Source organism: Sporosarcina sp. USHLN248, from assembly GCF_037144575.1.
Taxonomy (GTDB): Bacteria; Bacillota; Bacilli; order Bacillales_A; family Planococcaceae; genus Sporosarcina; species Sporosarcina contaminans.
In genome coordinates, this window is sequence record NZ_JBBCZC010000006.1 from 66,871 (window position 1) to 86,596 (window position 19,726).

Annotated in this window: 24 protein-coding genes; 7 read left to right on the plus strand and 17 right to left on the minus strand. The window is 40.4% G+C overall.

Annotation, left to right across the window (positions count from 1 at the left end; genetic code table 11):
- Positions 1-143: 143 nt before the first annotated feature.
- The 3 genes from WFH04_RS03830 to WFH04_RS03840 all read right to left on the minus strand — a co-directional run bounded on the left by WFH04_RS03830 (position 144) and on the right by WFH04_RS03840 (position 2,047).
- The gene (locus tag WFH04_RS03830) at positions 144-266 is read right to left on the minus strand and encodes a hypothetical protein (protein WP_336822737.1); all 123 of its coding nucleotides are present in this window, start codon (positions 264-266) and stop codon (positions 144-146) included.
- Positions 267-357: 91 nt separating this feature from the next.
- Positions 358-981 (minus strand): hypothetical protein, encoded by a 624-nt coding sequence (locus tag WFH04_RS03835; RefSeq protein ID WP_336822738.1) that lies wholly within the window; start codon positions 979-981, stop codon positions 358-360.
- Between the two features lie 76 nt (positions 982-1,057).
- A complete protein-coding gene (locus WFH04_RS03840) occupies positions 1,058-2,047 on the minus strand; it encodes a helix-turn-helix transcriptional regulator (RefSeq protein ID WP_336822739.1) in 990 nt (329 codons plus the stop codon).
- Positions 2,048-2,256: 209 nt separating this feature from the next.
- Here WFH04_RS03840 and WFH04_RS03845 point away from each other — a divergent pair, with 209 nt between their 5' ends.
- Entirely contained in the window at positions 2,257-2,979 is a 723-nt protein-coding gene (locus tag WFH04_RS03845) for a CPBP family intramembrane glutamic endopeptidase (RefSeq protein ID WP_336822740.1), read from the plus strand.
- Between the two features lie 120 nt (positions 2,980-3,099).
- On the opposite strand, the gene WFH04_RS03850 is transcribed toward WFH04_RS03845, so the two are convergent.
- From WFH04_RS03850 to WFH04_RS03860, 3 genes are all read right to left on the minus strand, one after another.
- Positions 3,100-3,540, minus strand: coding sequence for a cell wall hydrolase (locus WFH04_RS03850; protein WP_336822741.1), 441 nt, complete (start codon positions 3,538-3,540; stop codon positions 3,100-3,102).
- A 271-nt stretch (positions 3,541-3,811) separates the two neighbouring features.
- Positions 3,812-4,288, minus strand: coding sequence for a GNAT family N-acetyltransferase (locus WFH04_RS03855; protein ID WP_336822742.1), 477 nt, complete (start codon positions 4,286-4,288; stop codon positions 3,812-3,814).
- A gap of 293 nt (positions 4,289-4,581) precedes the next feature.
- Positions 4,582-5,118 carry a DUF3267 domain-containing protein gene (locus tag WFH04_RS03860; protein ID WP_336822743.1) on the minus strand — a complete coding sequence of 179 codons (537 nt, stop codon included), beginning with the start codon at positions 5,116-5,118 and terminating at the stop codon, positions 4,582-4,584.
- Positions 5,119-5,371: 253 nt separating this feature from the next.
- Here WFH04_RS03860 and WFH04_RS03865 point away from each other — a divergent pair, with 253 nt between their 5' ends.
- From WFH04_RS03865 to WFH04_RS03875, 3 genes are all read left to right on the plus strand, one after another.
- On the plus strand, positions 5,372-6,604 hold the full coding sequence (locus WFH04_RS03865; protein WP_336822744.1) for an MFS transporter: 1,233 nt from the start codon (positions 5,372-5,374) through the stop codon (positions 6,602-6,604).
- 180 nt (positions 6,605-6,784) lie between these two features.
- A complete protein-coding gene (locus tag WFH04_RS03870) occupies positions 6,785-7,309 on the plus strand; it encodes an RNA polymerase sigma factor (RefSeq protein ID WP_336822745.1) in 525 nt (174 codons plus the stop codon).
- Complete coding sequence (locus WFH04_RS03875) at positions 7,299-8,039, plus strand: hypothetical protein (RefSeq protein WP_336822746.1); 741 nt, start codon at positions 7,299-7,301, stop codon at positions 8,037-8,039. The genes WFH04_RS03870 and WFH04_RS03875 overlap by 11 nt, the downstream gene beginning before the upstream one ends.
- Before the next feature lie 86 nt (positions 8,040-8,125).
- On the opposite strand, the gene WFH04_RS03880 is transcribed toward WFH04_RS03875, so the two are convergent.
- Positions 8,126-9,019, minus strand: a complete 894-nt coding sequence (locus tag WFH04_RS03880; protein ID WP_336822747.1) for an AraC family transcriptional regulator — start codon at positions 9,017-9,019, stop codon at positions 8,126-8,128.
- A gap of 167 nt (positions 9,020-9,186) precedes the next feature.
- Between WFH04_RS03880 and WFH04_RS03885 the strand changes: the two genes are divergently transcribed.
- Positions 9,187-9,909, plus strand: a complete 723-nt coding sequence (locus WFH04_RS03885; RefSeq protein ID WP_336822748.1) for a VCBS repeat-containing protein — start codon at positions 9,187-9,189, stop codon at positions 9,907-9,909.
- A gap of 28 nt (positions 9,910-9,937) precedes the next feature.
- Here WFH04_RS03885 and WFH04_RS03890 read toward each other — a convergent pair whose 3' ends face one another.
- Together WFH04_RS03890 and WFH04_RS03895 are read right to left on the minus strand one after the other, a co-directional pair.
- Positions 9,938-10,360 carry a hypothetical protein gene (locus WFH04_RS03890; RefSeq protein ID WP_336822749.1) on the minus strand — a complete coding sequence of 141 codons (423 nt, stop codon included), beginning with the start codon at positions 10,358-10,360 and terminating at the stop codon, positions 9,938-9,940.
- A 156-nt stretch (positions 10,361-10,516) separates the two neighbouring features.
- Positions 10,517-12,628, minus strand: a complete 2,112-nt coding sequence (locus tag WFH04_RS03895) for an ATP-dependent Clp protease ATP-binding subunit (protein WP_336822750.1) — start codon at positions 12,626-12,628, stop codon at positions 10,517-10,519.
- Positions 12,629-13,195: 567 nt separating this feature from the next.
- Between WFH04_RS03895 and WFH04_RS18315 the strand changes: the two genes are divergently transcribed.
- Positions 13,196-13,387, plus strand: a complete 192-nt coding sequence (locus WFH04_RS18315; RefSeq protein WP_408020164.1) for a hypothetical protein — start codon at positions 13,196-13,198, stop codon at positions 13,385-13,387.
- 6 nt (positions 13,388-13,393) lie between these two features.
- On the opposite strand, the gene WFH04_RS03905 is transcribed toward WFH04_RS18315, so the two are convergent.
- Positions 13,394-13,636: an IclR family transcriptional regulator domain-containing protein gene (locus WFH04_RS03905; protein WP_486377083.1), complete on the minus strand. Its 243-nt coding sequence runs from the start codon at positions 13,634-13,636 to the stop codon at positions 13,394-13,396.
- Positions 13,637-13,967: 331 nt separating this feature from the next.
- Here WFH04_RS03905 and WFH04_RS03910 point away from each other — a divergent pair, with 331 nt between their 5' ends.
- On the plus strand, positions 13,968-14,624 hold the full coding sequence (locus tag WFH04_RS03910; RefSeq protein ID WP_336822752.1) for a Type 1 glutamine amidotransferase-like domain-containing protein: 657 nt from the start codon (positions 13,968-13,970) through the stop codon (positions 14,622-14,624).
- Between the two features lie 282 nt (positions 14,625-14,906).
- On the opposite strand, the gene WFH04_RS03915 is transcribed toward WFH04_RS03910, so the two are convergent.
- From WFH04_RS03915 to WFH04_RS03945, 7 genes are all read right to left on the minus strand, one after another.
- Complete coding sequence (locus WFH04_RS03915; RefSeq protein WP_336822753.1) at positions 14,907-15,191, minus strand: hypothetical protein; 285 nt, start codon at positions 15,189-15,191, stop codon at positions 14,907-14,909.
- Positions 15,184-15,948, minus strand: a complete 765-nt coding sequence (locus tag WFH04_RS03920) for an ATP-binding cassette domain-containing protein (protein WP_336822754.1) — start codon at positions 15,946-15,948, stop codon at positions 15,184-15,186. Before WFH04_RS03920 ends, WFH04_RS03915 begins: the two co-directional genes overlap by 8 nt.
- 303 nt (positions 15,949-16,251) lie before the next feature.
- Positions 16,252-16,641, minus strand: coding sequence for a hypothetical protein (locus WFH04_RS03925; RefSeq protein WP_336822755.1), 390 nt, complete (start codon positions 16,639-16,641; stop codon positions 16,252-16,254).
- A gap of 191 nt (positions 16,642-16,832) precedes the next feature.
- The gene (locus WFH04_RS03930; protein WP_336822756.1) at positions 16,833-17,246 is read right to left on the minus strand and encodes a universal stress protein; all 414 of its coding nucleotides are present in this window, start codon (positions 17,244-17,246) and stop codon (positions 16,833-16,835) included.
- Between the two features lie 203 nt (positions 17,247-17,449).
- The gene (locus WFH04_RS03935; RefSeq protein ID WP_408020167.1) at positions 17,450-18,097 is read right to left on the minus strand and encodes an ankyrin repeat domain-containing protein; all 648 of its coding nucleotides are present in this window, start codon (positions 18,095-18,097) and stop codon (positions 17,450-17,452) included.
- 651 nt (positions 18,098-18,748) lie between these two features.
- Positions 18,749-18,895, minus strand: a complete 147-nt coding sequence (locus WFH04_RS03940) for a hypothetical protein (RefSeq protein ID WP_336822757.1) — start codon at positions 18,893-18,895, stop codon at positions 18,749-18,751.
- A gap of 332 nt (positions 18,896-19,227) precedes the next feature.
- The gene (locus WFH04_RS03945) at positions 19,228-19,671 is read right to left on the minus strand and encodes a YueI family protein (protein ID WP_336822758.1); all 444 of its coding nucleotides are present in this window, start codon (positions 19,669-19,671) and stop codon (positions 19,228-19,230) included.
- Positions 19,672-19,726: the final 55 nt, after the last annotated feature.

A 19,726-nucleotide genomic window follows, 5' to 3' on the forward strand; every position in this document is an offset into this window, starting at 1 on the left:
TATTCATTATTCGCTTTGATTTAATTCCAAACTCTTCAAATCGTGGATTTCTTAATTCAAACATAATTTCTTCAGTGCCTGTCTGTTAAACAATCATATTAGCTTTTGCTCGAAGTAATTCTTTCGTAGCCGCTTTAGGATTTTCAATGACCATTTATTAATGCAACATCCGTCACGATTTTTTTGTCATCTTCAACATGAAAGTCAAGGATATTTAGTTTTACATATTGATTCGGGTATGAATTACGAACCTCTTCCCACTTCATTTGTAAAGCCCTCCTTGTTTCGTTACTTAGCATTATCATAGCATAATCCGTAGTATGTCTATATTGAATACCGCACAAAATTCCCTATCTGTTACTGAACTAAAAAGAATACCGGCGATCCTTCACTTGAATCATAGGAAACCTTGAAGTCATCCCCGATTTTCACTTGGTTGACGATATATCCTTCGGCTGTGCCGCCATTGAATAGCTCCTTGGATAGCTCATTCGGAATGACAGCCGATGCCCAGTCGTATACTTCCCCTTCATTTGAAACGAAGTTGAAATTCATGCTGCTGAAGTAGAGGCTATCGTCTTCTGTTTCGGACTCTTTCAGAAATCCTTTCACTTTCACTAATGCATATTCGAAGCCTTCATCCGCCGGGTCATTGAACTGATTTTCATTTTGGATGATTGTCCATGCTTCTTCGCCGCGGATTGTTTCGAGAATCGTGATCTCGACAAGGGATGCATAGGAATTGAAGCTGTCATCGTATATATTTTCTTTCACAGTGATCGTATCGCCGAATGGCAGTGGGTTGGAACGCGTGCCGATTGGCTTTTCTTTTTCTTCAACTTCTTCTTGTGCCGTATCTTGAGATTCTGAAGCCACATCCCTATTAGACTTCACTTCTCGAGTATTTTTTTCGTCAATATCCCCACATGCCGCGAGGATTACCAACAATAGCATACTGCACAACATACTTATTTTTTTCATCAATATGCCCTCCTTTTTCTTACTCCTTTATTGTAAGGGCATATGAAGAAGAACCTTTTCGGATATCCACAAAGGTTCATTGATATTGTTCAGATAGCTTCTTCGCTTCTTCTTTCATTCTGCTTACGAGCTGCTGGGGATGAATGACTTTTACATCGCCGCCCCACCGGAGAATCCACCGGACAAGCCCTTCACTCATGGCCACTTGCGCTTTCAATAGAAACGTTCCATCCTCATTGTCTTGGATATTTGCATCCAAACCGAATCGGTCGATGACGATATTGATCAGCTTGTTGGCAAATTTTGCTTCCAATGAAATCAATTCGCCGCCGAACATATGGAACATTTTCTTCGTATATTCCTGCAAATCGAAATAAGGGTCGGGGATAAATTGCTCGTCCCGCACACGAACGCTTCGCATCCGGTCCACCCGGTATTGTCGGATTTCATCTGCCGAAGGGAAATAGGCCACCAAATAATAGCGGTCGTTGTTCCAAACGAGACCAAGCGGATGGACAAGATAGTCCTGCCCTTCATTGCTTAAATGGAAGTTGAGGTCTGTTCCATAACGGCCGTATTGAAAGGCGACGATGTGTTTGTCGTGGATTGCTTCATGCAGCAGCTGGACGGTCGCAACGATTTCAACCGCGTCTTGAGCGGAAGGTTCCGCCACATGCAATTCATTCGTCAATTGCTTTGCCAATCTTCGGCTCGTCAGCTTTCGGATTTTCATGAGCAAACGGTCGGTTTCATTGCGTGAGATGAATTTTGCTGCACTGATGGCGTCCATAAGCAAGCGGAGTTCGTGGATTTCAAATGGCCTGCCGTCATAATAATAATGCTTCGGCATTCCGGTTTTCTCTTGAACGGATGTGACCGGGAAAACGATTGATTCTTCTAATGCGGCCACATCATCACGGACTGCCCCGATGCCGACTTGCATGTCACCGTCGAAATAACTATGTATATCGTGGATGGACAACACATCGTCCTCATCCGAAAACGCTTCTAAAATACGGATCACTTCTAAGAGGCGTTCTCTCGCCGTCAACGGATTCCGGGTCATTGTTCTCACCTTTCTGATGCTGTAGTTTCTTTACATTATACAGTTTGTAAGAACGACCGCTCAATTAGGCGGAGGTCGCTACTGTTATACAATTTCAAAAACCACGAAACTCCATCCCCCTTTCTACGTATACTCAAGTAACCCATTAACAATCATACAACCTGTTTTATTCATAATAGGGGAAAACAAATAAAAAGGGGAATAATGATATGGTGTATGGTTTTTGGATCGTGATCATTTTTACGTTATTGTATGAGCCCATTATTGGATACTTTGATTTTCAAAAGTTTAAAGTGGAAGTAAAAAGAGATGATAATGTACGGTTAAAGTATTATAAAAACATCATCACTACTTTATGGGTTCCTACTGTTTTCATTTTACTGCTTGTTGCCTTTACGGAGCTTACGTTAACAGATATCGGTTTGACTATGCCAAGTTTGAACACAGAGCTTTTAGGGCCGTTCGTTACGTATTTTGCATTTGCAATCGGGCTTCTTTATGCATGTGGAATCTTGTATTATTCAATTGGCTATCATGTTAGTGATAAAATCCGAGAGAAATTGGCGGTGGTAAGGGCGAAACAAATGGGAGAAAGCAGCTATTCAGACATCTTGCCCGTTACACGAAAAGAGAAAAAAGTTTGGAATGCTGTTTCGCTAACGGCAGGAGTGACGGAAGAAATCATCTATCGAGGTTTTCTATTGTTTGCTTTTACCTATCTATTCCCTACAATGTCAATTTGGATCATCGTTATCATTTGTTCCTTGTTGTTTGGTTTGGGCCACACTTATCAAGGGTTCATAAAGGGAGTTCTAAGAACAACTATATTCGGGGTTATATTTTCTATCCTATTTATTGGAATGGGGTCGATTATTCCGCTCATCATCCTTCATTTCCTAATCGATTATATGGCGAAATTAGGAGAGTCATAAAGTGCCTCTGGTTATGCCTATTTCATAGAGACGCAAAAAAGCCAACCGGCAATTCATACGGTTGGCTTTTCATTCATTTTATCCAATAATCAGTGCACAGACGCCAAAACTTCAGACAACCTACCCCATATAAACACTTTCACATGTTCCTTCTGCCGGTTCATAGAAACAATGATTTTTGAATTGGCCAGTAAAAGGTTGCCCGTACCATGTCGGAGGACAAGGCGCGTATGGGTTAAAGTACCACAGGGCGTATTTCGCAGGATGTTGTCTCCAATGCTCCAAATTTTGTCTTGCTAATCTTTTTTCAGAAGACCTCGCTCTTTGATAAAATAAATTTCCCTTCTGAACAGCTTCAAAAGAATAATTTCCTCCTTGTACTTGGAAAATGACATCTTCAATTGATCTTACATCTCTAAAGTCTAAGCAATCCGCGACGGCACGGTTCACAATTACATTGCCAACATATAACATCCCCTGATTTCCTTCACCCTCGGCCTCTGCTCTCATCATCCTTGCCATTAAACCAACGTCTGCATCTCGATATTTCACTCTCGGCATTTTTCCACCCCAAATATATTGTATGAAGCAAAGCCTATCCTTATCACATAAGTATGCAGACAAAGGGCTTTAAATGTATAGTTCGTATTCACCTACTACACCTCACACGGAAAACCGATCATATTTACGTGATAAGTGCACCAACCGCCTTATGGGAGCCTCTTTTCTTACTATGTAATGATGATGCGTTTGACGTTCAATTTCATTTTTTCCGGTAAAGCAAAAGTCGATAGCTTTCGTTGAACTTACGAACATGCTTTTCATCTCTCCCCTACAGGAACTTGCCAAAAATCTCCCCCGGCAATCCTCCAATTTCACAAACCTGTTCCGATGTAAAACCATGCTTGAGCAAGATTTTTCTTGAAGGAATATTGTTCGGGTCGATAACTGCAGTAAGCTTCTTTACGTTTGTCCGCTGTGCCAATTCGATGAGAGCGCCGGCAATGAGAGTGCCATATCCTTTGTTCCAATAGGCTGGCAGCAACATGTACCCGATCTCCGCTTCATCCGGATTGTCTTCATTTACGGTGACATGACCGAGGCCTATATAGTTACTGTCGAACACTTTGTAGGAGCCAAACAACTCGTGTCTACCGTTGCGTTCTAACAGTTTTTGATAGTTCACTTTCGCCTCGTCAATTGGAATCGCCCGTTCCGTAATTTGTGCCATGACCGATTCATCGGATACTAATCCAAAGTACTTCTCAAAGTCTTCATTTGTGTACTTCTCTAATTTCAATTTTTTCAATTTCATCATCCCCTATATCCAATCGCAACATCTTACGCTCTTACATCCTTTATTTCGTTGCTACGCCCTAAATTCCTTTATTCTCTTTAAACAATTGAATGGTCTCATTCCACACAACACATTCTCCTTCCCCGGAATCATGAGCAGAAATGCACGATCGTAACGGCTTCGTATCGCAATGTAAAGCCTTCGCAACGCAACGTAAAGCCTTCGCATCACAACGTAGCTCTCGCGCAACGCAATGTAGCAGTCGCAACACAATCAATTGGCTAGGCCCATTTCGATCCGCAAAGTTATGACTTTACTCGATAATACCCTCTGCAAAATATTGAGTGCTTTGGTTTTATTAAAATCAAAAACGAGTTCACAACATCGGAGGCAGAGATGATTAAGTTGAACCAACTAATAAATAAAAAGAGTGCTTTAAGATCACCTGTTACAAAGAACGAAGCAATCGCCGGAATACATGTTAATCCGATAAAAGGCAAGCTCATAAAGATCCAAAATCTCTTTTTCGAAAGAACTGCATTTGTATGGATCCAAAAATAAATTCCTCTGAACGTTAAGCTCATATCGCCTTTCTTGTTGATGACAACCATATGAAGGGCCTCGTGTATAACGAAAACAAAAACAATGATGAGAAGAAGTGGAAACTTTGACAGGGGTTCGAAGCTTCCTTCGAAAATCCAATAGGGTACAAGAAAAAAAGCAGCCATTAATAAGTAAACAAACTTCATATATTGCTTTCGAAACCACGTATGTTGAATGAAAGGTTTCCATTCTGACAAATCAAGCGTTGGCTGTGGTAAATGCCGAAACCACAATATCATAGCGTTTTCCGCCTTTCTTCTCATCTTTTTTGTGCATGTAAATCTAACTCTTTGTCATTCCATCCACTATATGCCGTCTTCAAGTCTACTCTATTGTTTATTGAACATTCGAACATTGTCAACAGTATTCTTTGCGTGTGCACTACATATGTAACAAGGAATTTAACGGGCAGACCCTCAAAATATAAAATCGCAAATTTGGACAAGTTGGCAATTCTCCCTTTTCCTATAATCGAGTGGAGGGGGAAACATTATGAGGACATTCAAATGGAAAGATCCGTATGTCGTTTATTTGTTCATATGCTTTTTATCACAACTTTTTTTCACTTTTATCTTTACGGTGAACTTGCTATACCACGTGCAAGTTGTAAAGCTTGATCCACTCCAGCTTGTGTTGGTCGGGACCGTTTTGGAGCTGACCGTATTCCTGTTTGAAATCCCGACCGGCGTAGTGGCAGACGTCAAAAGCCGAAAGCTTTCACTTATCATCGGCTACTTCTTAATGGGAATCGGATTTATGGCGGAAGGAATATTCCCTTTGTTCGCCGCTGTCATCTTCTCGCAAATCGCTTGGGGAATCGGTTATACATTTACAAGCGGCGCCCAGCAAGCTTGGATTGCGGATGAAATCGGAGAGGAACGGGCGTCGCTTGCGTTTATAAGAGGAGCAAAGTATGGAAAACTTGGGCAAATCATCGCAATTCCTTTGAGCATCCTGACAGGTTATTTCATGATCAACTTACCGATCATTATCGGCGGCATGTGCATGTTTGGTCTCGCCATTTACCTGCTCTTTTTCATGACGGAGAAGAATTTCAAACCGCTACAGACAGGTGAAAGAGCTACGGCGTGGAACAGCATGAAGGGGAATATGAAGAAAATCGTCGTTTATTCTAAAAGTAGCTTTGTCATGAGAATGCTGCTCTTAATTGCGTTGTTTATCGGTTTGTATAGCGAAGGATTTGATCGTTTATGGATGACGCATTTCATTGACGTATCTTCACTATCTTCCTTATCGAATGAAGAGTTAGTTTTGTTCATGGGCGGACTTCAATTCATTGTCGTCCTACTTTCATTCACAGTGCTTCACTTTATCAACCGAAGTACGATCCATTTAAACTTGAGACATATTTATATCGCTTTATTCATTGGCAGTTCACTAATTATCATTTCACTCATCGGCTTCGCGTCTTCGGCTCTTGTCACTACTTTACTCGTCTGTTATGTCATGATTGAAGTGACAAGGCAAGTCATGTACCCATTAGAGGATATTTGGCTCAATAAAATCATCCCTGATTCCTCGACACGAGCGACCTTCTTTTCGGTAAAAGGCCAAGTCGATGCGATCGGTCAAATTGGCGGTGGTCCAATCATTGGCGTGATTGCATCACGATTCGCGGTGAAAACCGCAATTATTGCAAGTGCTTGCTTCATCATGCCCGTTTTGTATCTATATACAGTCGTCTTGAAAAAAGAAAAAACGTAATCAATGGTTCTTTCAACTTTATTTGGAGACACAATTCACTTATGGATTGGTGTCTCCTTTTTTGTTTATTCAACTAAAGGGATCGATTCGTCAAAGAAGGCTTAGTAAGAATTTTGAAGAATATAGATAATACTTCAGAAAATAATTTTAAATAATAGTCACCAAATGGACTCTTCATGTGTGTTAGAAGTGAAAGGGGTTGATGGGGTGCAACAAACGGTTTGGTCGACTGAACAAGATATAGAACGAATTGTTGATACATATGGCAATATGCTTTTTCGAATATGTCTTGTCATTCTATGCAACGAGAAGGATGCAGAGGATGTCGTACAAGATACTTTTATTACTTATCTCAATAAATCACCAATTTTCAACGATGCGGAACATGAGAAAGCATGGTTCATTACTGTTGCCACGAATCGCAGCAGGAATAAGAGACGGTACAATATACTTCGTAAACATATGGATATCAGTGATTTACAACTATATTCCATGGATGATGCAAATTATGATTTACTAGACCAGCTTATGAGATTGCCAACTAAATATAAGATTGTCTTGTTACTTCATTATGTCGAGGGCTATAAAGTAGGTGAAATATCAAAAATAATTACTATTACTCCATCAGCAGTAAAAAAGCGATTACAACGAGGAAGAGAACTTCTTCGTGAAACATATCGAAAGGAGAATGAATATGGATTTTGAGAAGATTAAAGATGCTGTTACTTCTATTGAAATGTCAAAAGCTATGGAAGATCGTGTAAAAGAAAAGGTCAGAAAGAGAAAATCGGTTCAAGTGAACTACAAAAGGTGGATTCCGGTAACGAGTGCATTGGCAATCCTACTGTCCATTATGATTGGCATTCCATATTTTAATAAGAATGGAGAGCTCCAAGTTGCAAATTTTACAATAACGGCTTATGCATTAAGTGATGATGAGAATCAGCTGAATACACCTATTACATCAGAAAAAGCTACTATTGAATCAGCAGAAGGAGTTAGAATGGGTGTTGTTAATATAAGTGGTGGTGGAGCTAATTTAATTTTTACAGATGTTATGCTCAAAATAACTGGAGAACAGATCGACTCAGTTACTTATACTTTAAGTGAAGGCAAGTTTGTTGAGGATGTTACATTTACATTAGAAAAGTATGTAGACAGAGACTGGTTAAAATCGGAAAAGATCAATTTCATTGGTAGTACGCCCGGTTCAGGTGTATACGAAGGTATAAAGGAAATTGGGAATACGTACACAGTTAACTATAATGAACAGGAAGAACACAACTATACCCTTGCCATCCCTCATGATGGTAATGGAGTAATAGGTGATGACATTATTATTAATGTAAATGTAACTTATACAGATGGAAGCACTGAACAACAAGATATAGTTGTAACGCAAGAAGCGGATTCTATTTCATTAATGCTTAAATAACATTGACACTAAAAAACGCTCATTTCGAGCGTTTTTTGTTGCCGATTATTGTTAGTTTGGCGTTGAAACATAACTTATGAACCAATTTACATGTTGTCTTTTTCTTTGATCGGCACATAAATTTCCATCGTGATTTTCTCATGCAACCAGTGATGGCAAAGTTCATCGTAATACTCAAAATCATACCCTACCTCATCGACTTCGTACGATGATTGAGGCAGCCAATCCTCCAGTATGAATTTCCACGTGCCTTTGATTGACGGGACGAACTGCTCCACATCGACTGGGGGAATTTTGAAAACCGCATACGTTGCCGGTTTTATGTATAGCTTCGTCAGCCCTTCGGGAAGTTGAATATCTTCACGGTCACAATCCACTGCAAATAAATAAGTAAACGTGCGGTTCATTTCCCTGTCATTCAGGTTCACGCAATACTCCCCATGCTTTTTCGGGAATAGTTTTTCATACAACATCGTTTCGATTGCCTCTTCCGGCGCGATGCGCTGATCCCAAAATGCTGGGGCATCCCTCGTGTAAAACACATTGTCCAACTTGCTTTCATATGTTTTACCGGCAATCGTAAAGCCTTCCTTCTGTACAATTTTCGGTTGCATGACGATGCCGCCTACTTCTTTTTTGTGCAAGTTTACTAAATTTAGCTTCGGTGGCAGTGAGGTCGGACAATGCAATCGGTATAAACTCGGAGGACTTCCAAAAACCCGTTTAAACGCTTTCGTAAAGCCTGAATGGGTTTCAAAACCATATTCAAGCGCAATATCAATCACTTTTTTACCGTTCACCAACTCATATAACGCATACTGCAGCTTCCGTTTCACGACATAATCCATCACCGTATAGCCGATATGCTGTTGAAAGATCCTGTAAAAGTGATAAGGAGAATATCCAGCCATCTTTGCCAAGTCCTCAGGTTTAATCTCTTCCTTAATACGGTCTTCAATTGTATCAATGACCTTTTGCAATAACTGTATCTGCTGAATCGAAAACGCCCGCCTTTATCATTTGTTATCTCAAACCATCATTCATTTACTATATCATGAAATCGTTGCCCTCTTTCCGTCCAGTAGCAATTCGCCCAATTCCCCATAATATAGATGATAACGATAGTTTTTAAGAAAAGGGGCATATGATGAATAACTCTTATTTTCGGGCTGCAGGGAATCCTATAGTTGTTGCTTCAGCTACTGGAGATGTAACGGGTGACCGGGTAATTGATCACGTCTATCTAACTGGCACAAAAACACCGGATAGTCCGTACATTCGAAATATCGTTCTTCACGTTCAGGATGGTCGAACAGGAGTAGTGACAAGTCTTCCGCTTCATAACAATGAAGGCTATAATCCGACTCTGTTCTTGGGCGATTTCACAGGCAATGGCGTAGAGGACATATTAATCGGTATGGCTACAGGCGGCAGTGGTGGAATTATTAACTATTATATTGTTTCGTTTATCGGAAACAAAGCAACCATCCTTTTTGATTCGGATGTTTATAATAACCATTTTCAATACGATGTCACTTATCAAGATCATTATAAAGTTGAAGTAATTAGCAGACCAAATAATGAGAGGTATATTATTGATATTTCCACGAGAGATCCAAGCTATTTAAATGAAATATATGATCCGAATGGCAAGTTGAAAACGCCAATCACCGGTTTTGTCGATCCTTTAAGTGGATTGTATCCAGTGGATTTTGATTCGAATGGAGTCTATGAACTGCTAGCGTATCAAAAAATAGCCGGAAGATATCATGCGGATGGATTAGGTTATATGTTGAATACACTCGGATGGAAAAATAACGGATTTGTATTGCAGGAGCAGTATTTAGGTATATTTGGGGCGCAGATGTAATGCTTTCAAATGGGTACATCCAACATTTTTAGGATTGAATCAATTTCCCTTTTGAAGGAAAAAAATAAGGCTTGTTTTTATCATCAAATATGAGTAAAAATGGCTTGTCACCTTCCGGAATAATAATAAACACTTCACCAATCAACGAATTGACCCATTCATTTTTCAATTGAAGAGATGGGGTCAATGGGATTCTCAGCATATAACCTTTGTCTGGAAATGGATCTAATTTTATAACAATCGTATCAATTTCTTTTATAATTTTCTTAGCTTCCAATTGTATTTTGGGATATGCTTCGATTGTTCTGATCTCATTTGTTTCAATATCCAGAAGTTCAACATCTACAGTGCTTTGCGCACTCACAATCGACTTGGGATGGATGGACTTACTGCTAACAAATAAGCTTAAAACAATTAAAAAACAAACAATATAAGTCCTTGTCTTTAACATCATTAAATCACCTCACACTATTATCTGCTTTTACGATGGAGCTATGCATTCGATTCGTAAAAACAGCTTGCAAGAGCACGGATTTATAGTTGTTTCAATCGCTTCTACACAAAAAAACGCCTCCCGAAAAAATTCAGGAGGCGTTCTTTAATCCCATCATGCTTTACGTACAACAATCTCTTCATCCACAACATCGACATGGACTTTTTCAATCTGGTCTTCTTCCAAAATGAGATCTGTTAATGGATCTTCGATTTTGTCTTGGATGACTCTGCGAAGTGGTCGAGCCCCGAAACGTTTGTCGTAGCCGATTTTCACCAATTCGCGTTTCGCTTCATCAGAAATAGAAATCTCAATGTCATTTTCTTCAATCGCTTCTTCTAAATCAACGAGCATCAAGTCGACAATGTCGAGCAAATTGTCTTCAGTTAATTCATTGAACTGGACAATCGCATCGAAACGGTTCAAGAATTCAGGCTTGAAGTAGTTTCCAAGTGACTCCAGCATGGAGACGGATTCATGTGTCGTTTGATTGAACCCGACACTTACTTTTTTCTCCCCTGTTCCGGCGTTACTCGTCATAATGATGACGGTGTCTTTGAAGCTGACTGTTCGACCGTGTGAATCGGTCAATCGACCATCTTCCATAATTTGAAGGAACATATGTTGAACATCAGGGTGCGCCTTTTCGATTTCATCAAGCAATACAATCGAATACGGGTTGCGGCGAACTTGTTCCGTTAATTGGCCTGCTTCTTCGTGGCCCACATAGCCCGGAGGTGAGCCGATAATTTTAGAGACAGCGTGTTTCTCCATGTATTCGCTCATATCGAGACGGATTAATGTGTCACGGGAACCGAATAATTCTTCCGCCAATACTTTTGTAATTTCCGTTTTACCGACACCTGTTGGGCCGACGAATAAGAACGATCCGATTGGACGATGTTTTGATTTCAAGCCTGCGCGGCTTCGTCGGATTGCCTTTGCGATCTTTTCGACCGCTTCTTCTTGTCCAATTACTTTTTTCCGTAGGTTGTCGGATAGGTCTTTCATTTTTGCCTGTTCAGAAGCTTGCAGTTTCGTTACAGGGATGCCTGTTTTCTCTTCGACGATCGCTTCGATGTCTTCAACGGTCACTTCATACATTGAAGCCCCGCCTTGTTTCGCATTTTGTAGTTGTTGTCGCAATTGAATTTCTTCCTGGCGCAATGTTGCAGCCTTTTCATAGTCTTCCATTTCTGCAGCCTGTTCTTTTTGTTGAACGATTTGTTCCAATCTCTTGCCGATTGAATCCGCATCTGCTGAAGACTGTTTCAAATTCAAACGTGCTCCCACTTCATCCATCAAATCAATTGCCTTATCCGGCAAAAACCGGTCTTGGATGTAGCGCTGTGACAATGTGACGAATGCCCGGATCGCTTCATCCGAATAACGTACTTCATGGAAAGCTTCGTAACGGTCTTTAATGCCGTGTAAGATGGTGATCGCGTCCTCCGCAGAAGGCTCTTTGACAATGATCGGCTGGAATCGGCGTTCGAGTGCAGCGTCTTTCTCGATTTGACGGTACTCTTTTAACGTCGTTGCACCGATCAGTTGCATGCTGCCACGTGCCAATGCTGGTTTCAACATATTTCCGGCATCCATTTTGGAACCTTCCGCCGAACCTGCACCAACGAGAAGGTGAATTTCATCGATGAACACGATAACCTCTTTCCGGTTTTCGATTTCTTCAATTAACTGCTTCATGCGCTCTTCAAATTGACCGCGAATGCCGGTGTTCGTAACGAGTGAAGCGACGTCCAATACATAAACTTGTTTGTTCAATAGTTTTGCAGGGACATCGCCTTCATGGATTTTCAAAGCTAATCCTTCTGCAATTGCTGTTTTACCGACACCTGGTTCCCCGATGAGTACCGGGTTGTTTTTGTTTCTTCTATTTAATGTTTCAATAACGCGTTTCACTTCTTGATCGCGGCCGATGACTGGGTCAATTCGCCCTTCCTTGGCGTCATTCGAAAGATTTTTGCCAAGTTGGTCTAACAAGCCGTTTCCTTGATTTCCATCAACTTCTCTAACTTGTGTATATGCTTGAGGATTGCCGTTCGCTTGGAAAAATTGATTGGCATCATTGCCAAATGACGGCATCTTCATTTGACCTTGAATCTCTTGAAAACAAGTATGGCACAAATTCATTTGCAACCGTTGATGATTCATTTGAAGCCGTAAGCTCATTGTCGCTTCGTTTATACCGCAATGTTGACATTTCATAAAGCATTTCCTCCTTATCGTATTAATCATTTATGTTATTTGACATTGACTATCTTTGACTTATGACTTTATTATACTCTGACCTTTTTTGACTTTCAAGTTTTTTGATTGATGCACACTTTGTCATACTGTCCAAGTACTTTTATTTCTACTCCATATGCTGTTTGAGAAAGTAGGTGATAAAATGAATCGCGATGGATATAACGAGTTACGTATAAATCACACAAGTCTACAATCAGCACATCAAGAGTGTATCGATCGCGCCTATCGTATCCCGGTCTTTCTAAGTACGACAACTCACTTAAATGGCTACCAACAAAAATTTCTAAACCGTTAAATTGAAGAGATCGAGGATGCTTTGTTCTTTCCGCGTACATTACCGTTAAGTGAAAGTTACCCCGAAGCCATCTTAACTGATATTCGCCGATTAGTTTCATCGAGCTTTGGGCATGTTGGCGCTAAACCTTCGTCGCTTCAAAGTTCGTACGATCGAGACGAATACAGGTTCTCCCTGCAACATTTACGCCAGTCTGGCAAGGGTCGGTCTATTCACAAGTCGAACCTTCCATGGCTTATCAATTTGGACTCCCCCTTTTATTAGTAAGAGAAGAAGATAACGACGCGAATAACGGTATTTGGGCAGGAGGCATTGCCCCACTTAATCGATTCATCGTATGCATTCCGAAACGCAAACGGTTGAGCAATTCTTTGAAACACCAGAATGGAGATCAGCGTTCGCCAATTGGTGCGCACACGTGAGAAATTTCAAATATAAATGCTAATGGTGCCTTCCGGAATTAGCCGTTGCAGCAAGGCATCCGTATTATGAGGAGGCGCATCTGCTATCATCGTTTTATTAGCGGCCCCGATGTTCATCGGTATGCGTTCATCAATATGATCAATGATGCGTACATTCCGCGGACTATCAATTCGGTCTATGAGACTAGAGACATGATCGTTCGGTGTATTAAGGTATACGGTTTCTTCTACTTCCTTTGCCAATTTCAGTGTATACGGATACTGAACCTACAGATGGATGGGTCTATACAAATGAAACGATTGAGGAGATAATAAATAAGCAAATGGTGCCTAATTCTAACCGGTTTTTATTTGTGCCATATTTTTTAATGTATACAGAAGTGACAAGGAACGATGGAAGTGTCACCAATAGATAAAACAACTTCGTAAGAATTACTATTTCAATTAGCAGCGTAATCCTTACAGAACTTGGGAGTGCATTGTGAGTAATAAAATGAAAGTATTTGATTGGTGACAAGAAGACCGAATGAGTAACGCAAGGAATAAATATTATTTATCCACTTTACTACAGGGGGTACTTATGAAAACTCACTATTATTTAGGTTGGTTTAATAATTTTTTCCCAGAGAATTTGGCTAGGGTGTTACAGGAGGATATAGCTGATAGAAAATCGCTTGTTATGATTAGCTCAAATCCGTCTGTTTTTGAAGATGATGGTGCTACTGAACGCTCATGGCTCGATCAGGCTGGCATTACGTTTGATGAATATCATTTAATTAATTACCGCGTACAGAAGGAAGATGCCCAAACGATACTTCAAAACGCTTCCGGCATTTTCTTGTTGGGTGGCAGTATTCTTAATCTAAATCGTTTTTTGAAGGAATATGAATTATCGGATTCAATAAAAAAAAGCAGCGCTGTTGTGATGGGAGCAAGCGCTGGTGCAATCAACATGTCTGCGAAATGGTTATGCTCGAAAAACTTTGGAGATGACGTTGAAATGAGCTCTGTTTACGACGGAATCGGTCTTGACAATTTTTCCGTCCTGTCTCATTTTGATCTTGAAAATAATATGGACCTTGTTCAACGCGAACTATCTCCCCTATCGGAAGAAATAAATATTTATGCGTCGAACAAAGATTGCGCTGTACGTGTAAAAGGAGATAAAATCGACATTCTTGGAAATGTTTATTTAATTTCCAACTCAAAGATTCAGAAATTGGATGAGACGCTCTAGTTGTATTGAATGGCTGTTGGCTTAATTGAATTAACTCCTAAATACAAAGTCTCTATTTTACATTTAGCAAAGAGGCTGAACTAGGTTTGAAGAGGTTTCCCCCTAGTTTCTACATTTGTATCTGTTGGTATGCTCTGTAAGATCGAATTGTGGAAATTAATATGGTGAAGAAAAGAATCGTGAAAAAGCCAATAATCAGCAAGTATCCTGGTAGAAATACACAAAACAGCATTGCTATGCCTCACCGCAATTTCGATAAATAATAATGCGTGCGGCTCCGACCTATGGACAACGTATTCCGTATCGTGCCATATTGAAATTCTTCGCCAATAAAAAAACTAATAAAAGCGCCGATGACGAGTAAAATCCGTTTTTATCAATCATTAAAATTCCGGTAGCGCCATTGACAACGATATCTTTTGCTTGGACGAGCTCATTCCCGTATTTTACGTTAATCATACTATTGGCGACTTGCAGGATAGGAAGCAGAAATAAAATACTTAAACTAATCCATATTTTTTTACTGCGGAATAATTTGATGTTTTCAGCTGCTAACAAATTAAGCATGTGGGTTCCCTCCCGTTAATTGCAAGAAATAATCTTCTGATTTTTGTCTGGATGTGCCAATCCGTAATACGTTTACATCCGACAGCACCAAATTGCGATTGATTAATGCCACATCATCTAACCGTTCATAAATATTGATTTCAGTTCCCGTAATCACTTCATAGTCTTGAATGCCCAACCGATCGAGTATGACGACTGCTTGCTCAGCTTCAGTCGTTTCGAGTTCAATGAATTGGCGAGTTTTACGCGCCAACTCTTCCCTTGAAAGCTCATTAATAACTTTTCCATCATGTAAAATGCCGTAATGAGTCGCAATTTGTGAAAGTTCATCCAGCAGGTGACTTGACAGTAAGACCGTAATCCCGCGCTCTGTCACAAGCCGTTGTATAATTTCCCGCATTTCAACAATACCGGAAGGATCCAGTCCGTTCGTCGGCTCATCTAAAATTAAGAACTCAGGGTTTGTAATCAGAGTCGAAGCAATCGCTAACCGTTGACGCATTCCTAATGAGAAATTCTTCACTTTCTTCTTGCCTGTATGACTCAAGTTCATTAAACGAAGCAACTCATCGATCTCCCGTTCACCGACACCCCCGTTTGCCGCTTGGACACGCAAGTTCTGGCAGGCGTTCAATTCTGGATAAAGTGCTGGTGTCTCAATGGACTGCCCTATTTTTCTTCTTGCATGCTGCAGTCCTTTCATGCCGGTCTCTCCAAACAACTCGATAGCTCCCCCATCAATCATGATCAATCCCATAATCGTAGAACTATCTCTTAATAAACAAAAAGAAGCCTACCATTTGTTCAAACAGTTGGCTCCTCAATTTTTATTCAATTGATGTGCTGTTGGACAGGCACCCATCGGGATGGGTGCTAAGTGCTTTTAGGACAAGGCGGTAGTAAATCTATACGTTGAAACCATTGTGCACTGTCCGCTCCATCGATATACAGTCTTAAATCGAGACAAGTATCACTTTATTGTCGGCAACTTTCCCGAATCACAATTGATATCTACACACTCCATAACATTTCCATTGATTCTATTTTGCAGGGGAGCTTCCTATAATGGATCGTATTTTCTCTCCAATAACCCCATGAAGTTTTTTCGATAGAAAAACAATAAATAGCCAAGGGCAATGGCGAGTAACATAGCAAGCAACAGTAAGGAATGATCGAGGAACACGTGAAGTAATAAAATATTAACGACAATCGGAGATAGAATTGAAATGGCCAACGGAACGAATCGGTTTGAAAGCAACAGAATGCCACCTATAACTTCCAATGATTTGACTACGACTAAAAGATATTTAAATTCAAATAACACTATTGCGTCGGGGCTCATTGCGATAAACGGCTCCAAACCGAAGATGAAAAAATAACCATTTGTTCCACCTCCTAAAAAAACAATGCCCAAAAACAGCCTGCACAGATGCATGAAGAAATTTGCCAATTTACACACCTCCCCTCAGTCCATACATCTCTATTCTACGAAATAGAACGACGGTAAATGAAGGTGAAATAAGTGAAAGGCCACCTTTCCGTTTCCTGCTGGCTATCTTATTTTCATTCATCTGCCAGACAGACATTCATCCATAAAATAATGTGCCTGCTACTGAAGAGTGTTCGAGACAGGCACATTTTTCATTTCACAACGGTTACAGGGCAGTTTACATGCTTCATCACTTTATGGCTGACGCTTCCAAGCACCATTTCTTGGAACGCGTTCAACCCCCGACTGCCGATGACGAGCTGGTCCATTGCCTCGGAGTTCACGTACTTTATGATTTCTTGGCACGGGTTCCCTTTCAAGAGCGTCATTTTTGCTCGTACGTTAGCATCTTGTGCCAATTCCAAAACGGGATCGATTTTTTGCTTTCGTTTCAGCAAAAGGCTTTCCTCGCTTTGTGATAAAAGCCGCTCGTCTTTCGCTTTATCGTAATCCGCTACATAGATGATATCCAATTGCGTTCCCGGGAAGTGTTGGGCAAGCGTAATTGCATGTTTTGCGGCACGCAGCGCATTTTCGGATCCATCAATCGCGACAGCAATTTTCATGTTCATTCCCTCCCTCAAAGTAGCTTTTCGTATAATTGTTCACTTGAGGAATTCAGCCCTTTTATTAACACTGCCACCTCATCTTCCTCAAGCTTTTGCTTCACTTTGGCTACTGCCCCGACAGCAGATTTGTCCCATGCATCTAAACGCTTGCTTCATCCATTCCCGTTTGATCCCCCCTCAATCATGTTCAGAATTGTCGATTATGCACCTGCTTCTTTCAAAATACGTTCAATTTCTGTAAATCCACGTCTTTCCGCATGTTGTAAAGGGGTAACCCCATCCCGATCCGTAATATGAACATCAGCACCGTGGTCTACTAATAATTGCACGATTTGTTGATAGTTTTCCTTGCCATCCCCTAAAATGACCGCTTCCAATAATGCCGTCCAATGCAAGTTATTCAGGTGATTCACGTCCGTGTCAGAGTTCGTTAAAAGCTCCTCCACAATATCTACATGTCCTCGATCTGAAGCCGGAATGAGCGCCGTTCCCCCAAAACGATTTGTTATGGTTGTATCAGCACCGGCTTGAACGGCAAGCTTCACAATTTCCAGCAAGCCTTCCGCTCCTGCATATAAAAGTACATTGTCCATATTGTTATTGCGGATGTTGATGTCTGCGCCTTGTTCAATAAGTGCCTTAACTGTATCAACCTTGTTTTTTTGCGTCGCAGCCATTACCGCTGTATCGCCTTGATGATTTGTCGCATTAATATCGGCTCCGCCTTCTAACAATTTTAAAACGGTGGTTGTATCTCCTTCTGCAGCTGCAGAAATGAGCTGTTGATCCATATTCGTTCCCTCCCCTTCTTCGTGTACAGGTGAACTTTCCTCGATGTCTGGAGTCATGCTACATGCCGCAAGCATACCTACTACAAAGAAACTTATACCTATCACTTTCAGCTTCAAAATAGCCTGCACCTCCCTTTCTAAACATGTTATCATGGGGATTTTTATATGAAAAATATTAATAAAGTTAGTTTTACTTATGTTTTTCATATAATAGCTAAGAGGATGGTTTACATCCGAGGAGGACCTTTGTTGAGAATCGTTAAAAATCGCCCCTACTTGTTGAGCAAACCGACATAAAAAAGAATGCTTATTATTTTTTATAATAAACATCCTTTTCACTCGATTAATACTTTTTAGGAAAGATCAAACAGCTCGGTTCATTTTATATCGCACGTTCTGCAAAGTATTTGGCGAAGATTCGGCCTTTCTTTATGGTGTTCAGTTTTAAAAGGAAACTCGATAAATCAATTATCTTCTCGCTAAAAAAAGCTAATTAATGGATACATATTTATAATAAAACATCTGCATCTTTGAACGATAACGCTACTGTTTTAATGCTTTACGCAATCAAGTTTGCTGCCATCAGTATATGGATTCACTTGAATATAAGTATCGCATTCGCTATAATGAACATAACTATAAGAGAGAAGTGCGTCAACACCTCTCTCTACAACTGCTACCGTTAAGGTGGTGGTTGTCAATTACACATCATTTCTTTCGAAAACCACCCTTTTGCTTCCTACGGCACAGGGTGGTTTTCTTGTCTCCTAAAAATTCTTTCTGGAATATATGCGCCGTCGCACCACGCACGATTCCTTTCAAAACTTCTCTCAGGAATTCAAGAAAAAGCTCCATCGGCATCACCTCCTTTCCGTAAAAGGAAAAGAAGAATGACGACCGACCACCCTATGCAGTTGCCCTTTCATTCTATCACAATAATCAAAACAGACATAGATTCCAAATGACTGTTGTGGGTATGTTAATCATCAATTAAACCCGGAATCTTTCCGACAGATTCCGGGTCAATAAGTTCTTATTATTTCATATGTGTAGTCGTTCAAATGGCTCAATTTGAATGAATATATTTTACCAACAAGAAGCCTGCTCTATTGTTGTGTAAAAAGATAGTGGCGATGACGGGTAAAGCAATACGATCGACTCGCTATCCTGTTTACAGTAAAAGCAACTTAATACACTTTGAAAAATTTGGCGAAGACGGTGGCGAGTCCTTTTCTTCTATCTTCTTCTGTTCTATCAATAGGCGTTTCTTGTTCGACATAAATCTCTTCTTTATCAATTGCGTAGTCATAAGCTACGACAAGTCCAATTTCAGAATTATGCTCAACATTTGTGACGATTGTATATTTGGCATTATATTCGGATGCAATCTTTGTATACTTTGACAGGACGGCATAGTTTATATTTCCGTTTAAATATAGACGGGCTGTACGGTGTTCTATGATTGCTTCCTCGACTTGTTTATAAATACCTCGTTCCCGCACTTGTTCTTGGGTAAGCGCGATTACAATGCGTTCACGAATGGTTCCGAGAAATTTTTTACGTTCCGATCGCTTTGTTTCCTTATGGCCATACAATCCTTGCTGTATATAATCATCAACGCTGTTTGACACCGATACATGCCTCCTACCAAATCCGATAGATTTGCGAATTACTTAAGACCTATTA